11 protein-coding genes and 1 pseudogene are annotated in these 15,901 nt (G+C 69.1%); 9 read left to right on the top strand and 3 right to left on the bottom strand.

Annotated features, from left to right (window positions below; genetic code table 11):
• Positions 1-20: 20 nt before the first annotated feature.
• Together acnA and JRI60_RS41120 are read left to right on the top strand one after the other, a co-directional pair.
• On the top strand, positions 21-2,753 hold the full coding sequence (acnA, locus tag JRI60_RS41125; RefSeq protein ID WP_204221502.1) for an aconitate hydratase AcnA: 2,733 nt from the start codon (positions 21-23) through the stop codon (positions 2,751-2,753).
• Between the two features lie 423 nt (positions 2,754-3,176).
• Entirely contained in the window at positions 3,177-3,794 is a 618-nt protein-coding gene (locus JRI60_RS41120; protein WP_204221500.1) for a TIGR02265 family protein, read from the top strand.
• Between the two features lie 22 nt (positions 3,795-3,816).
• Here the strand turns inward: JRI60_RS41120 and JRI60_RS41115 are convergent, their stop codons facing one another.
• Positions 3,817-4,239, bottom strand: coding sequence for a GTP pyrophosphokinase (locus JRI60_RS41115; RefSeq protein WP_204221498.1), 423 nt, complete (start codon positions 4,237-4,239; stop codon positions 3,817-3,819).
• A gap of 14 nt (positions 4,240-4,253) precedes the next feature.
• Entirely contained in the window at positions 4,254-4,631 is a 378-nt protein-coding gene (locus JRI60_RS41110; protein ID WP_204221496.1) for a peptide chain release factor family protein, read from the bottom strand.
• A 173-nt stretch (positions 4,632-4,804) separates the two neighbouring features.
• Between JRI60_RS41110 and JRI60_RS41105 the strand changes: the two genes are divergently transcribed.
• Positions 4,805-9,160: a hypothetical protein gene (locus JRI60_RS41105; protein ID WP_204221495.1), complete on the top strand. Its 4,356-nt coding sequence runs from the start codon at positions 4,805-4,807 to the stop codon at positions 9,158-9,160.
• Positions 9,161-9,185: 25 nt separating this feature from the next.
• On the opposite strand, the gene JRI60_RS41100 is transcribed toward JRI60_RS41105, so the two are convergent.
• Complete coding sequence (locus JRI60_RS41100; protein ID WP_239470025.1) at positions 9,186-9,683, bottom strand: spore germination protein GerW family protein; 498 nt, start codon at positions 9,681-9,683, stop codon at positions 9,186-9,188.
• Positions 9,684-9,837: 154 nt separating this feature from the next.
• Here JRI60_RS41100 and JRI60_RS41095 point away from each other — a divergent pair, with 154 nt between their 5' ends.
• From JRI60_RS41095 to JRI60_RS41070, 6 genes and pseudogenes are all read left to right on the top strand, one after another.
• Positions 9,838-10,389 (top strand): YceI family protein, encoded by a 552-nt coding sequence (locus JRI60_RS41095; RefSeq protein WP_204221494.1) that lies wholly within the window; start codon positions 9,838-9,840, stop codon positions 10,387-10,389.
• Between the two features lie 155 nt (positions 10,390-10,544).
• A complete protein-coding gene (locus JRI60_RS41090; RefSeq protein WP_204221493.1) occupies positions 10,545-11,240 on the top strand; it encodes a pirin family protein in 696 nt (231 codons plus the stop codon).
• Between the two features lie 204 nt (positions 11,241-11,444).
• Positions 11,445-12,668 carry a vWA domain-containing protein gene (locus tag JRI60_RS41085; protein WP_204221492.1) on the top strand — a complete coding sequence of 408 codons (1,224 nt, stop codon included), beginning with the start codon at positions 11,445-11,447 and terminating at the stop codon, positions 12,666-12,668.
• A 104-nt stretch (positions 12,669-12,772) separates the two neighbouring features.
• The gene (gene dbpA / locus JRI60_RS41080) at positions 12,773-14,149 is read left to right on the top strand and encodes an ATP-dependent RNA helicase DbpA (protein ID WP_204221491.1); all 1,377 of its coding nucleotides are present in this window, start codon (positions 12,773-12,775) and stop codon (positions 14,147-14,149) included.
• 11 nt (positions 14,150-14,160) lie between these two features.
• Positions 14,161-15,060, top strand: a pseudogene (sitA5, locus tag JRI60_RS41075) (SitA5 family polymorphic toxin); the annotation flags it as partial.
• 209 nt (positions 15,061-15,269) lie between these two features.
• Complete coding sequence (locus JRI60_RS41070; protein WP_204221490.1) at positions 15,270-15,896, top strand: hypothetical protein; 627 nt, start codon at positions 15,270-15,272, stop codon at positions 15,894-15,896.
• Positions 15,897-15,901 lie beyond the last annotated feature (5 nt).

Genomic DNA, 15,901 nt, shown 5'->3' with positions numbered 1-15,901 from the left:
AGGAAGGACGGCACTTACAAATGACGGACAGTTTCAAGAGCAAGAGCCAGTTGAAGGTGGGCTCGGCCACGTACGACTTCTACAGCCTCGCCAAGGTGGGCAAGGACAACGCCTCGGTCGCGCGCCTGCCCTTCTCGCTGAAGATCCTGCTTGAGAACCTGCTGCGCTACGAGGATGGCCGCGTGGTGAAGCGCGAGCACATCGAGAAGATGCTCGCCTGGAACCCCAAGGCCGACCCGGACACTGAAATCTCCTTCCACCCGGCCCGCGTGCTGCTGCAGGACTTCACCGGCGTGCCCGCGGTGGTGGACCTGGCCGCCATGCGCGAGGCGCTCGCCGCCATGGGGGGCGATCCCGCGAAGATCAACCCGCGCAACCCGGCCGACCTGGTCATCGACCACTCGTTCCAGGTGGACGTGTTCGGCACCTCGGACGCCTTCCGCGCCAACGCCGAGCTCGAGTTCGAGCGCAACAAGGAGCGCTACGCGTTCCTGCGCTGGGGCCAGAACGCGTTCAAGAACTTCCGCGTGGTGCCGCCCGACGTGGGCATCTGCCACCAGGTGAACCTGGAGTACCTGGCCCAGGTGGCCTTCCGTCAGGGCAACGTGGTGTGCCCCGACACGCTGGTGGGCACCGACAGCCACACCACCATGGTCAACGGCCTGGGCGTGGTGGGCTGGGGCGTGGGCGGCATCGAGGCCGAGGCCGCGCTGCTCGGCCAGCCCATTACGATGCTCATCCCGCAGGTGGTGGGCTTCAAGCTGACGGGCAAGCTGCCCGCGGGCGCCACCGCGACGGACCTGGTGCTCACCGTCACGCAGATGCTCCGCAAGAAGGGCGTGGTGGGCAAGTTCGTCGAGTTCCACGGCAACGGCCTCAAGAGCCTGTCGCTGCCGGACCGCGCCACCATCGCCAACATGGCGCCCGAGTACGGCGCCACCATCGGCTTCTTCCCGGTGGACGAGGAGAGCCTCAACTACCTGCGCTTCACCGGCCGCCCGACGGAGCTCGTCGCGCTCGCCGAGGCCTATTACAAGGAGCAGGGCCTCTTCCACACCGAGAGCACGCCGGACCCGGTCTTCAGCGACACGCTGGAGCTGGACCTGTCCACGGTGGTGCCGAGCCTCGCCGGCCCCAAGCGCCCGCAGGACCGGGTGCCCCTCAAGGACATGAAGGTCGGCTACGAGAAGTCGCTGGTGGAGATGCTCTCCGCTGGCAAGAGCAAGGGCGAGGACGACGAGGGCGGCGGCAAGGCCAAGGCCTCCGCGGCCCCGGTGCCTCCCGAGCGCCTCAAGCAGACCGTCACCGTCAAGCAGGGCAACCAGAGCTACGAGCTGGGCCACGGCGCGGTCGTCATCGCCTCCATCACCTCGTGCACCAACACCTCCAACCCGGCGGTGCTGCTGGGCGCGGGCCTGCTGGCCAAGAAGGCGGTGGAGCGCGGCATCAACGTGAAGCCCTGGGTGAAGACGAGCCTGGCCCCGGGCAGCCGCGTGGTGACGGACTACCTCAAGGAGGCCGGCCTCATGCCCTACCTGGAGGCGCTCGGCTTCCACATCGTGGGCTACGGCTGCGCCACCTGCATCGGCAACTCGGGCCCGCTGCCGGACCCGGTGGCCGACGCCGTCACCACGGGCGACCTCGTGGTGGCCGCGGTGCTCAGCGGCAACCGCAACTTCGAGGGCCGCATCAACCCGCACGTGCGCATGAACTACCTGGCCTCGCCGCCGCTGGTGGTGGCGTACGCCCTGGCCGGTGAGGTGGGCAGGGACCTGGACAACGAGCCGCTGGGCACGGACCGCAACGGCGCCGCCGTGTACCTCAAGGACATCTGGCCCACCGCCGAGGAGATCCGCCAGCTCATCGGCTCCGCGGTGAAGCCCGAGCAGTTCCGCAGCCAGTACTCCCGCGCCATGGAGGGCGACCAGCTCTGGCAGCAGCTCCAGTCGGGCGGCGGCAACACGTTCAAGTGGGACCCCAAGTCCACCTACGTGCGCAAGCCGACCTTCCTGGAGAACATCCCCGCCGAGCCCAAGCCCCTCTCGGACATCAAGGGCGCCCAGGTGCTCGCGCTGCTGGGCGACTCCGTCACCACGGACCACATCTCGCCCGCGGGCAACATCGCCAAGACGAGCCCGGCGGCCAAGTACCTCATGGAGCAGGGCGTGGAGCCGAAGGACTTCAACTCCTACGGCGCCCGCCGCGGCAACCACGAGGTGATGGTGCGCGGCACCTTCGCCAACATCCGCCTGAAGAACCTGCTGGTGCCGGGCGTGGAGGGCGGTGTCACCGTCCACATCCCCACCCGCGAGCGGATGAGCATCTACGACGCCTCCATGAAGTACCAGCAGGCGGGCACTCCGCTCGTGGTGCTCGCGGGCGCCGAGTACGGCACGGGCTCCAGCCGTGACTGGGCCGCCAAGGGCACGGCGATGCTGGGCATCAAGGCCGTCATCGCCAAGAGCTTCGAGCGCATCCACCGCTCGAACCTCATCGGCATGGGCGTGCTGCCGCTGCAGTTCGAGGCGGGTCAGGACGCGCAGAGCCTGGGCCTGACCGGTCACGAGACGTTCGAGATCGTCGGCATCGCGGAGAACCTGGCGCCGCAGAAGAAGCTCACCGTGAAGGCCACGGGCGAGGGCGGCACCAAGGAGTTCACCGCGCTGTGCCGCATCGACACGCCGAACGAGCTCGACTACTACCGGCACGGCGGCATCCTTCTGTACGTGATGCGCCAGCTGGCCAAGGCGTAGTCCAGACGAGAAAAATCGGGAGGAGCCGCCCCCCAGCGGCCCCTCCCGACTCCCAACCCACCCAACCCCGTCCGTCCTGCCCCTCTGTCTTCGCGAACAGGGGGAGAGCATCCCGCGTGCCAGGGTGCTCCGGGGAAAGGGGGTGTGATTTCACGGCCTTATCGGGACGTGACGCGGCGCATTGGACGGGAGACGGTAAGACCGACAGACCGGTTTCCTCCGTGCGTCCGCCTGCCCACCGGACGGCCCGCCGTCACCACCGCCGAGGTTCTGACCTCTCCTGGTCAGGGGGCATGCAGGCGTTCATCGGCTCTTCCGGGGTTTGCTCCGGATCGTTCATGAGCCTGAGCAGCGCCCGCAACACGTTGTAATATGGAGGAGCGCGGCGCCGCTCTCCGAGCTCGAGGCCGCTGGAAAGCGAGCATGAGTACCGAGTCGGCCCCAAGCAGTGATCGCACCTACGACGCGGAGCAGGATCTGCAGCATCGGTTGAGCCTGGCGACGCCGGAGCACACCACGCGCGGCTTCCTGTTCACCTCCACGTTGAGAGTGGTGCGCGACCTCGGGGAGAGCGAGGCGGTGGTGAAGCGCTGCATGGCGGCGAGCGGGGAGAAGTCCTTCGCGGAGTTCTTCAACTACCCCACGCGCTCTCTGCTGTTGTTGCTCGCCGCCGCGGCCCAGGCGCTGAGCGGCCGGTACGGCAGCTTCGGCGAGGCCCTGCGGCAGATCGGCTTCAGGGCCGGGGAGAGCTACATGGAGACCCCGGTCGGCCGGACGGCGATGCAGCAGGCCGGAGCGGCTCCCCAGCAGATCATGGGCACCCTGCAGACGCTCTACTGGGTGTTGACGAGCTACGGAAAGCCCGAGGTGACCTGGACCGGGCCCAAGAGTGGCGTGCTCGCCATCCAGCGCACCCTCATGCCGCTGGCGTACCACGAGGGCGCGGCCGTCTCGATGGCGACGAAGCTGGGGATGCGCGGCGCGAAGGTGCGCGCGCGCAAGACGGGCGAGCTCAGCATCGAGCTGGAGTTCTCCTGGTGAGCCGGACGGCCGTCCGGACGCGTCAGGCCTGCGTGAGCCGGGCCCAGGCGGCCCGGTAGCGAGCCAGCCGCTCGGCGTCCTTGGCGGTGACGGCCGGCAGCCGCCGCACGTCCATGTTGTCCTCCAGATCCGCCAGCTTCACCCGGCGCGCGAGCGCGTGGGGACGGACGCGCTCGATGAAGGCCTCGTACGTCTCGCCCTCGCGCTTCGTCAGGTGCTCCAGCGCGTCCAGCACCTCCTCCGGGTAGCCGAGCCCGCGCAGCCGCTCCAGCGTATAGGGCGAGTCCTCCACCACGTCGTGCAGGACGGCCACCATCCGCTCCAGCTCCCCGTTCAGGCGCAGCATCACCCGCAGGGGATGGAGGATGTACGTCTGTCCGGCCTTGTCCCGCTGGCCCCGGTGGGCCTCCACGGCCAGGGCGATGGCGTCTTCGAGCGTGGGCACGGCGTGGCTCCCTTTCACCAGAGGCCCTTCTTGCTGCGCTGGGCCTTCTTCTCGCCTTCTCGTTTCTTCGTCTCCAGACGGCGCCGCTGCGAGCCCTTGGTGGGCTTCGTCTTGTGGCGCTTCTTGGGCACGTAGGTGAGCGCCTGGAGTCCCTCGCGCAGGCGCTCGAGCGCGGCGCCCTTGTTCTGCACCTGGCTGCGGCGCTCGGTGCCCGTGACGGACAGCCCGGTGGGCGGGTGGGTCAGACGGACCCCACTGGCGGTGGTGTTGCGGTGCTGGCCGCCGGGGCCCGAGGCGATGAAGTACTCGACCTCGCAGGCCTTGAGCAGGGCGTCATCGTCCAGGGCGAGGGCCTCCAGAGCGGCCTGACGGCGGGAGGGGTCAACGTTCATGGGAGCGTCAACCTAGTAACACTCTGGCGTACCCGCGAGTCGGATGTCGTCCGGGTGAATCTCCACTGCATTTATTTACATATACGGTGAACGTGGGTTAACAGGCGGGGTCTGGAAACCCGGAAAAAGCCACCGTGGCTTCAATGCCGGGGCATGAGGAGAGAGGAACGCACATGATGGGGAGTACCGTGTCGAGGAGCCTGGGTGTCACGCTCCTGTTGCTCGTGAGTTCGCTGGTGGCCGCGTGTGGCGCGGGCGGAGAGGGCGACGAGCGGACGCTGGCCTCCCGGCGTGCTCCCGTCACCGTCATCATCGTGCAGGGCCGGCCGTACCGGTTGGCGGGTGGGTCGGGCCACTCGCTGTTCGTGACGCCGGCGGACACCGTGTGGAGCTGGGGCATCAACAGCCAGGGCCAGCTCGGGGACGGCACCACCGCCCAGAGGCTGAGCCCGGTGCAGGTGCAGGGGCTCACGGGAATCACCGCCGTCGCCGCTGGCAACACGCACTCGCTGGCCCTGAAGGCGGATGGCACGGTGTGGGCCTGGGGTGGCAACGGCGAGGGGCAGCTCGGGGATGGCACCACCAGCCAGCGGCTGACGCCCGTGCAGGTGTCGGGGCTGACGGACGTGAAGGCCATCGCCGCCGGCAACACGTTCTCGCTGGCGATGAAGGGGGATGGCACGGTGTGGGCCTGGGGCGCCAACGACGCCAACCAGCTCGGCAATGGCACCACCACCTCGAGCGCCACGCCCGTGCAGGTGCAGGGGCTGTCGGGCGTGAAGGCCATCGCCGCCGGTGACTCCCATGGACTGGCCCTGCTCCAGGACGGCACCGTGTGGGGCTGGGGCAGCAACTACTTCGGACAGCTCGGTGATGCCACCGCCGCCACGCATGCCAAGGCGGTGCGCATTTCCGGCCTCACGGGCATCAGTGCCATCGCGGGCGGTGGGGCCCACAGCCTGGCGGTGGACTCCAACGGCGCGGTGTGGGCCTGGGGTGACAACGCCTATGGCCAGCTCGGCAACGAGGGCACGGCCCCGTCCCCCACGCCGACGCGCGTGCTCGGCCTGTCGAACATCACGGCCGTCGCCAGTGGCACCTACCACTCCATCGCGCGGCGCATCGACGGCACGGTGTGGGCCTGGGGGGACAACAGCCTGGGCCAGGTGGGCGCGGCGGGGGCCAGCGTGCAGCGCGTCGCCATCCGGGTGCCCGAGCTCCTGGACGTGCAGGCCCTCGCCTGTGGCAACTCCTATTCCCTGCTCGCGCTGGGCGACAACACCGTGCGGGGCTGGGGTCTCAACAACTCCGGCCAGCTCGGCAATGGCAGCGCCAGCTGGCGTCCCCTTCCGGGTCAGGTGCAGGGCCTCTCCGGGGTGGAGCGGATCGCCTCCGGAGAGCTGCACGCCCTCGCCGTGCGCGAGTCGGACGGCACGGTGTGGGCCTGGGGGCAGAACGACTATGGCCAGCTGGGAGATGGCACCCACACCCTGCGCGCCTTGCCGGTGCAGGTGCCGGGGCTGACGTCCGTGCGGGCCATCGCCGCGGCCACCTACCACTCGCTGGCGGTGAAGGGTGATGGCACGGTGTGGGCCTGGGGCGACAACATCCATGGCGAGCTGGGTGATGGAACGAACGTCCAGCGCACGAGCCCGGTGCGGGTGACGGGCCTCACGGGGGTCTCCTCCGTGGCGGCGGGCACCTACCACTCGCTGGCGGTGAAGAGTGACGGCACGGTGTGGGCCTGGGGCTATGACAACCATGGACAGCTCGGGGATGGCGCCTTCGCCAGCAACCCGCGCACCACCGCGGTGCAGGTGCGGGGCCTCACGGGGGTCGTGGCCGTGGCGGCGGGCACCTACCACTCGCTGGCGTTGAAGAGCGACGGCACGGTGTGGGTCTGGGGCTACAACGGCACGGGCCAGCTCGGCGATGGCACCAACGTGTCGAGCAACGTCCCCGTGCAGCTGACGGGGCTGAAGGGAGTGCGGTCCATCGGCGCGGGGGCCTACCACTCGGTGGTGGTGAAGGACGATGGCTCGGCGTGGTCCTGGGGAGACAACACGTACGGCCAGCTCGGTGATGGGAGCACCCAGACGCAGTACGCGCCGGTCCAGGTGGTGGCCGTCACGGACGGCGTGTCCGTCGCCAGCCGGAGCAACCACGTGCTGGTGCAGCGCACCGATGGCTCGCTCTGGGCGTGGGGGCGCAACGGCCAGGGGCAGCTCGGTACGGGGAACAGCACCTCCGTGAACGTGCCGGTGCCGGTGCCGAGCTTCTCCCGCATCGCGACCATCGCGGTCGGGACCCGGTCCTCCCTGGCCTTGCGGACCGATGGCACGGTGTGGGCGTGGGGCGACAGCACCTATGGCCAGCTGGGCAATGGCGTCACCAGCTCCGCTTTCACCCCCGTCCAGATGAGGGGCAGCCCGCGCGATTCACTGCTCGCCTCGGGCTACCACCACTCGCTGCTCGTGCGCGACGACAACGCCGTGTGGGGCTGGGGGAACAACGGCAAGGGACAGCTGGGCACCGGCAATACCCTCCACCGGGCCACGCCCACCCGGGTGCGGAGCCTCACGTGTGTCGTGGCCGTTTCGGGTGGAGCCGCCTACACCCTGGCGCTGCGTTGCGATGGCACGGTGTGGGCGTGGGGTGACAACACCTATGGCCAGCTCGGGGAGGGCACGCAGATCTCGCGCACCGCGCCCGTGCAGGTGCAGGGGCTCTCGAACGTCGTGAGCCTCTCGGCGGGCCCCTACCATGCGCTGGCGGTGCGCTCCGACGGCACGGTGTGGGCCTGGGGGCTCAACGACAGTGGGCAGCTCGGGGATGGCACCACGCTCTGGCGCACCACCCCGGTGCAGGTGCGGGGGCTGCTGGACGTCACGGCCGTCTCGAGCGGCTCCAACCACTCGCTGGCGTTGAAGAGCGACGGCACGGTGTGGGCCTGGGGCTTCAACCTCCGGGGCCAGCTCGGGGATGGCACCACCACCGCGAGAAGCCTGCCGGTGCTCGTGCCGGAGCTCGCGGGCGCCACGGCCATCTCCGCCGGCTACTACCACTCGCTGGCGCTGACGAGCGACGGCTCGGTGTGGGGCTGGGGTGACAACAACTACGGCCAGCTCGGCACGGGCTCCACCGAATCGAGCTACCTCCCGGTGCGGGCACGGGAGCTGACGAAGGTCACGGCCATCGCGACCAACCACTCGCACTCCCTGGCCCTGCTGGCGGATGGCTCCTTGTGGAGCTGGGGCGGCAACGACTTCGGGCAGCTCGGGGAGGGCACTTCCAATCCGCGCTCGCTGCCGGCCCAGGTGCCGGGAGTCTCGGACGTCGTGGCCATCGCCGCTGGCTACCAGCACACCCTGGCGCAGTCAGAGGACGGCACGCTCCTGGCGTGGGGCAGCAACGAGTATGGGCAGCTGGCGGAGGCATCCACGAGCTTCCGCGGGAGCCCGGTGCTCATCTCCGGGCTGACGGATGGGGCGGCGCTCGCGGCCGGCGCCCACCACGCCCTGGTGCTGCACGCGGACGGCACCGTGTCCGCCTGGGGCCTGAACATCCATGGCCAGCTCGGGGATGGCACGGCCATCGGCCGCTCCAAGCCGGGGCGGGTGGAGGGCCTGACGGACGTCACCGCCATCGCCGCGGGAGCCTCCCACTCCCTGGCCCTGCGCTCGGATGGCACGGTGTGGGCCTGGGGTCTGAACGAACAGGGCCAGCTCGGCGACGGTTCGCGCTTCGACCGGTCCGTGCCGGTTCAGGTGCTGGAGCTGACGGACGTGAAGGCCATCGCCGCCGGATCCTTCCACTCGCTGGCGGTGAAGGGCGACGGCACGGTGTGGGCCTGGGGGAGCAACACCTCCGGGCAGCTCGGGGATGGCACCACGACCGGGAGCCTCGTCCCGGTGCGAGTGGTGAAGCTGGCGGATGTCGCGAGTGTCGCCGCGGGAGACTCCCACTCCCTGGCCCTGCGCTCGGATGGCGCGGTGTGGGCCTGGGGTGGCAACGACTTGGGGCAGCTCGGGGACGGCACCACGACCGGGAGCCTCGTCCCGGTGCGGGCGGTGGGTCCGTCGGACGTCCAGACCCTCGTCGCTGGAGCGGCCCACTCCCTTGCCCTGGACGGCGAGGGCTCGGTGTGGGCCTGGGGCTCCAATGCGAGTGGCCAGCTCGGAGACGGCACCACCGTGCCCAACCCGTTGCCGGTACGGTTGGAGACGGTGACGAGCGTCCAGGGCCTCGCCTCCGGGGCGAGTCACTCCGTGGGCTTGCTCCCCGACGGTGGGCTCGTCACCTGGGGGAACAATGCCCACGGCGAGCTCGGGGATGGCACCAACGACGCGCGCCCCCAGCCCAAGGAGGTGGTGGGGCTGACGGACGTGAAGCGGGTCGCCGCGGGCGATGCCTTCACCCTGGCCCTGGTGTCCGACGGCTCCGTGGCGAGCTGGGGCGGCAATCTGTACGGCACGCTGGGCAATGGCGTGATGTCCCAGCGCCTCACACCGGGCCCCGTCCAGTTCTGAGCGAGGGGGCGCGCGGTGCGCCTCCCTACTTCGCGAACCGCTTCCGGAGGGGCTTCCCCTCCTGGAGCAGGAGGCGCACGAGCCGCTGGCCGAACGTCACCAGGACGAGGCCCACCAATACCTGGGCGCCGAGGATGATGCGGTTGACGTCCACCGCCGGCATCCAGCGCACCTTGCCCTTGCTCAGGACGAAGGCGCCGGCCGGACGGGCCCGCAGACCGAAGCCGCTGCCGAAGCCCTTGCCGGTGCCACCCGCCGCCTCCGCTCCCTCGGGGGCGGAGCCCTCGCCGCCCCCTCCGCCGCCCCCACCGCTCACCCAGGCCGCGGGAATCACCGTCACCTCGCCCTGCTGGATGGGTTCTCCGAAGACGCGCCGGACATTGAAGGCGTCGCGAGCCCTGTCGATGACTTCGTTGACGTCCATGTTGCTACCCCCCGTGTTCCGAGGACCTTCCCGGATGAGGTAGCCACCGGCCAGGGGGGTCGCACCGGGCGCCTGCTCGGAGCCTTTCGGAATGAGCACGAGACGTTCTCTCAATGAGAGGCCGTCCATCTCATTTTGAGAGGTCCGCGAAGGCTCGGAAGGGTGGTGCCCAATGATTCCAGGGGGTTGGGTGTTGGCAAGGGGATTGCTCTAAGGAAGGGGTGTAGAGGCACCCTTCACGGAGACGACTCCAATGTCCATCGAGACCTGGCGGATCGACACCACCCACTCTTCCATCGGCTTCACCGTGCGGCACATGGTCGTGGCCCGAGTGCACGGCCGCTTCAGCCGCTACGAGGGCCGGCTGTTCGTGAACGGCGACGACCTCACGGGCGCGCAGGCGGAGGTGAAGATCGAAGCGGCGAGCATCGACACGCAGCTGGAGGCGCGTGACACCCACCTGCGCTCGCCGGACTTCTTCGACGTGGCGGCCTTCAAGCGGGTCATCTTCCGCAGCAGGCGCGTGGTGGCGGTGGGCAAGGACCGCTACCAGGTGGTGGGGGACCTCACGATCAAGGACTTCACGCGCGAGGTGGTGCTGGACACCGAGTTCCTCGGCCGTGTGACGGATCCGTTCGGCACCGAGCGCCTGGCCTTCAGCGCTCGCACGAGCATCGACCGCAAGGACTTCGGGCTGACGTGGAACAAGGCGCTGGAGACGGGCGGGGTGTTCGTGGGCGAGCGCATCGACATCGAGCTCGATGTGCAGGTGGTGAAGGCGGCCGCGCTGGAGAAGGCGGCATGAAGAAGAGAGAGGCTGGCCGGCCGCTCGGCCGACGTCAGGTGACTGGCGGGCTGGTGGCCGGCGTAACGGGCCTGATGGGTGGGACGCTGCTCGCACGCGGCGAATCGCTTCCGGGCTCTCGTGCATCGAAGGAAATTGGAGAACAGGAGTACCCCATGATGATCGTTCGACCCTCTGAAGCGCGCGGACATGCGAACCACGGTTGGCTGGACAGCCACCACACCTTCTCGTTCGCGGACTACTACGACCCGGACCAGATGGGCTTCCGCGCCCTGCGCGTCATCAACGAGGACAGGGTGGCGCCGCGCAGCGGTTTCGGCACGCACCCGCACCGGGACATGGAGATCGTCACCTACGTGCTCTCGGGGCAGATCGAGCACCGGGACAGCATGGGCACGCTCGGGGTGCTGCGCGCGGGTGAGGTGCAGCGCATGACGGCGGGCACCGGCGTGCTGCACAGCGAGATGAACAAGAGCGGCGAGGAGCTGCACTTCCTGCAGATCTGGATCCTCCCCGAGCGCAAGGGCCTGACGCCGAGCTACGAGCAGAAGGCCTTCACGGAGAAGGAGCGCCAGGGCCGCTTCCGGCTGGTGGTGTCTCCGGAGGGGACGGATGGCGCGCTGAAGGTGCACCAGGATCTGCGGCTGTACAGCACGCTCCTGGGCAAGGGCGAGCAGACGGAGTACGCGCTGGCCCCGGGCCGGCATGCGTGGCTGCAGGTGGCGAGGGGCAAGGGCACGCTCAACGGCGTGGAGCTGAAGGCCGGGGATGGAGTGGCCGTGTCCGAGGAGTCGCGCCTGGTGCTCAGCGCCTCCGAGCCGCTCGAGGCGCTGCTGTTCGACCTGGCGTGAGTCACTGGAAGACGGACAGGGCCCTCTTGTAGGTGCCCACGTGGTTGGGCCTCCAGGGTGGCGGTGAGCGGCTTCGCGTAGCCGCCACCCTGGGGGAGCACGAGGTGCAACCGGAGGCGTAGACCCAACGGGCGGCTCGTCCGTTCCATCAGCGAGCGCGCGCTGGAATTTCAACCCGGTTTTCCTCTCCCCGGAGCCCCTGCCATGACCCTGAAGCCCTTCTCGCGCCCCGTTCTCGGGGCCGCGCTGGCCCTGTTCACGTTCGCGTCTCCCCTGGCCCTCGCCGAGGCCCCCCAGAAGCCCGCCCAGGGCCAGGGCGCACCGGCCCAGCAGCCCCAGGCACAGCAGCAGCCCCCGTCCCAGCAGAAGCAGGCGCGGCCGAGGATCGACGTGGTCTTCGTGCTGGACACGACGGGCTCGATGGGAGGGCTCATCGAGGGAGCGAAGCAGAAGATCTTCTCCATCGCGTCGCGGATCGCCCAGGGCAAGCCGACGCCGCAGGTGAGGGTGGGGCTGGTGGCGTACCGGGACGTGGGGGACGAGTACGTGACGAGGCGGTACGACCTGACGGAGGACCTGGACGGCATCTTCACGCACCTGCGCAAGCTGCAGGCGGATGGGGGAGGGGACACGCCGGAGCACGTGGGGCGAGGCCTGGGCGAGGCGGTGTCGAAGCTGTCGTGGGACCAGAGCCGGGAGACGATGAAGCTCATCTTCCTGGTGGGGGACGCGCCGCCAGCGGATCGCCATGACGACTGGAACTTCAACCACTGGGCGAAGAGGGCGGCGGAGAAGCACATCGTGGTGAACACGGTGCGCTGTGGCGCGGACACGGAGACGGAGAGGAGCTGGAAGCTGGCGGCGAAGCTGACGGACGGGAGGTACGAATCGCTGGAGCAGTCGGGAGGGATGGTGGCGGTGGCGACGCCGTACGACGCGGAGCTGGCGAAGGTGAACGCGGAGCTGGCGCGCAAGACGCTGTATGCGGGGAAGAAGGAGGCGCAGCTGGCGAACCAGGCGCGAGCGGAGCAGATGGCGGAGCTGGCGCCGGAAGCGGCGGCCGAGCGCATCCAGTTCCTGAAGACGACGCGGGGGGCGGGGAGGGCGCCAGCGGCGGCGGCGGCGGTGAGCAGCGCGCCGGTGGCGGTGGGAGGAGCGGTGGACCTGGCGTCACAACCGGAGGCACTGGCGAGCGTGAAGGACGACGAGCTGCCGCAGGAGCTGAAGGGGCTGGACGCGAAGGGGCGAGAGGCGAAGGTGAAGCAGCTGGCGGAGGAGAAGAAGTCGCTGGAGGAGAAGGCGACGAAGCTGGCGGCGGAGCGGGACGCCTGGAGGGCGAAGAACGTGGCGGAGAAGGAGGACTCCTTCGACGCGAACGTGATGAAGGGAGTGAAGGAGAAGGCGGCGAAGTACGGCCTGTCCTACTGAGGGGCCAACACCCCTCTCCCTCTGGGAGAGGGACGGGGTGAGGGTATAGCGCGGACTCGGGTTGCGAAGGCTGCTACAAGGGCCTCCGCTCCCTCGAGGCCCCGATGAACTTTTCCGAGCTCGCCCTCTCACCGCCGCTGTTGCAGGTCCTCGAGGAACTGGATTTCCGGACCGCGACGCCCATCCAGGCCCAGAGCATTCCGGTGTTGTTGCAGGGTCGGGATCTCGTAGGCCAGGCGAAGACGGGGAGCGGGAAGACGGCGGCCTTCGCGCTTCCGATTCTGCGGAGGATCCAGCTGCAGCGGCGGAGGCTTCAGGCACTCGTGCTCTGTCCGACGCGGGAGCTCTGTGCCCAGGTGGCCGGAGAGTTCCGCCGGTTGGGCCGGAGATTGCCGGGACTCCAGGTGCTCGTGCTCGCGGGGGGCCAACCTGTCCGGCCCCAGGTGAACGCGCTGGAAAAGGGCGCCCACATCGCCGTCGGGACGCCGGGGCGCATCCTGGACCTGCTGCAGCGGGAGGCACTCGAGACGCGTCAGCTCGCCACGGTGGTGCTCGACGAGGCCGATCGGATGCTCGACATGGGCTTCCGGGAGGACATGGAGCGCATCTTGGGGGAGACTCCGCCGACGCGGCAGACGGTGCTCTTCTCGGCCACGTTTCCCCCGGACATCGAGGCGCTGAGCCGTGCCTTCCAGAAGGAGCCGGTGCGCGTGACGGTCGCGGAGGCCGAGGCGGCTCCGGACATCCAACAGCTGCGCTACACGTGCGAGCCCGAGGAGAAGACGGCGCTCCTGCTGAGAATCCTGCGGCAGTACCAGCCGACCTCGGCCATCGTGTTCTGCAACCTCAAGGCGACGGTCGTCGAGCTGACGCGGGCACTGGTGGAGGCGGGGGTGGGGGCGGACGGTCTCCAGGGGGACATGGAGCAGATGGCGCGCGATGACGTCATGGCGAAGTTCCGCAATCACAGCGCCCGGGTGCTCATCGCGACGGATGTGGCGGGCCGAGGCATCGACGTCGAGGCGCTCGATGCGGTCATCAACTTCGATCTGCCCTCACAGCCCGAGCCCTACGTGCACCGCATCGGCCGTACGGGGCGCGCGGGAAGAAGGGGCCTGGCCATCTCCATCACCACGCCGCGAGACGAGCGCAAGGTCGAGAGCATCGAGCTCGCCACGGGAGTGAAGATGGAGCGCGCGAGCGTGGAGGCGCAGCCCCCGGCGAGCGGCGTGTCGTTGGAGGCGGCCTGGGAGACGCTCTTCATCTCCGCCGGACGCAAGGACAAGATGAGGCCGGGAGACATCCTCGGAGCCTTGACGGGAGAGGCTGGCGGGCTGAAGGCCTCGGACATCGGGAAGATCGAGATCCACGATCATCACGCCTACGTCGCCGTCGCCAGGAGCATCGCGCGCGTGGCACTCCAGCGGCTGCGCGAGGGCCGGATCAAGGGACGCAAGTACCAGATCGAACGGGTGCGGTAGAGGCGCCTCCCATGGCGAGGAACAGCAGCTGTCCTGACGAGGAGGTGGGCGAGGGCACACGGCGAGATGGTTCACGGGGTCCTCCGCAGTGGGCGGGGTCGAGGGCTCTGTTTCTGATTGTCCTCTTCCTCCATGCCGCGTGTGCCACGCGCGCTCCCGGGGGGGACTCGGTTGGGGTGAGCGGTTACCGGCCACGAGCGACACCGGTGGTGCAGAGGGAGCAGGTGATCCGACCGGGAGCCTCTCCGCTCGAGCCAGTGATTGTCGTCGAGTTGGACGTGCTCGCGCCCGGAGGTTCCACCCGGGAGGTAGCCGTCACGAGGGCGGAGTTTCAGCGGGCGATGTGGCAACTCGCCGGTCGGCTACGGGTGGAGGGGACGCCCCGGGAGGCCGCGCAGTGGCTGTTCCAGGCCATGCCGGAGGAGGAACTGCTCGCCGAGGTGTACCGCGACCGTGTCCTCAGTCTGGTGCCCCTGGACGACAAGGGCCCTCTTGTCCCCGAGGCGGAGGCGGCACTCCGCGCCAGGTACCTGAGTTGGTGCGAGGGTCACGGAGGCGGTGACTGCCTGGGCCTCTTCGATGACGGGCCTTATCTGCGCACGGACGACCGGCGCACGCTGGCGCTCGCCCTGGCCTTCGGCACCGTATTGGATGAGACGAGGCAGGCCCTGGGGCGGGAGCTGAGCCCCAGGGCGGTGCTCTCCTCTCTGGTGTGGGCTGCTGGCCTGTATCTCGCGCTCTGGCTGGTGCCCGAGCCGAGTACGAAAGCAGCGGCCGCGGGGCTGTCGATTCTGCTCGTGGCCTGGCTGGGGGTGGACACGGTGTGGGGGCTCGTGGACGGGTGGGCCCGCATGGCGCACCGGGCGCACGAGGCCACTACGTTCGCCGAGCTGCGCGAGGCGGGCATGGAGGCGCTGGCGCGTGGGCGATGGGTGCACGCACGGCTCAAACGTGAGTTCGAGCACCTCATGTGGAATGGCAGAGGAGTGGACGTGGTAGACCCAGCACCGGGAGGGCAGAAGTACGAGGTGCTCTCCGGGACGGCGGAGAATTTCGCGGTGCATGGGCGGCGGATGGCCGGCGAGCTCTACCGGATGATCTTCTTCTGAGGAGCGCGGAGATGTGGCTCGGCAACATCATCCACAAGGATCGAGAGCTCGATGGCGAGCGGCTGGAGCTGATCGCCGAAAAAGACCGTCTCATCTATCTCGGGCCAAACCTCACGCTTCGGCGGTGCGCGGTCGTTGTTCGCGTGCCGGCGAGTCGGTTGATCATCCGAGAAGCGCGCTTCATCGACTGCACCATCGACCTCAAGCAGGAGCTGAGGAACCATCGGGACTGGGTAAGCGCGTCGCTAGAGGGCTGCCGCTTCAAGGGGCGCATGCTGGGTTGCGACTTCGGGTCCTTTCCCGGGTACACCTCTGGGGGCGAGCACGGCCATGTGGAGGACTGTGACTTCTCCGAGGCCCGCCTGGACCTGTGCCGCTTCCACAATTGCGACATGCGGACGTTGCGATTGCCGCGTTGGCCCTGCTTCACCATCCTCGATCCCATCGGCAGAGGCCACGAGCTCACGAGCGTGGAGTGGCCAGGAAGTTTTCGTCCGGTCACGTTGGAGGGCGATTACAAGGAGGTTCCCTCGGTAGTGGCGACGACATTCTACGCGCCCGCCGAGGCAAAGCGCTCGGGCACGACCGAGGACGAGCTCAAGGCCGCGATCGAGCGGTTCGACTTCATCGTCCACTGAGCGGG

This window comes from Archangium violaceum, from assembly GCF_016887565.1.
GTDB classification, from domain to species: domain Bacteria; phylum Myxococcota; class Myxococcia; order Myxococcales; family Myxococcaceae; genus Archangium; species Archangium violaceum_B.
This window is presented reverse-complemented; position numbering and strand designations above follow the sequence as displayed.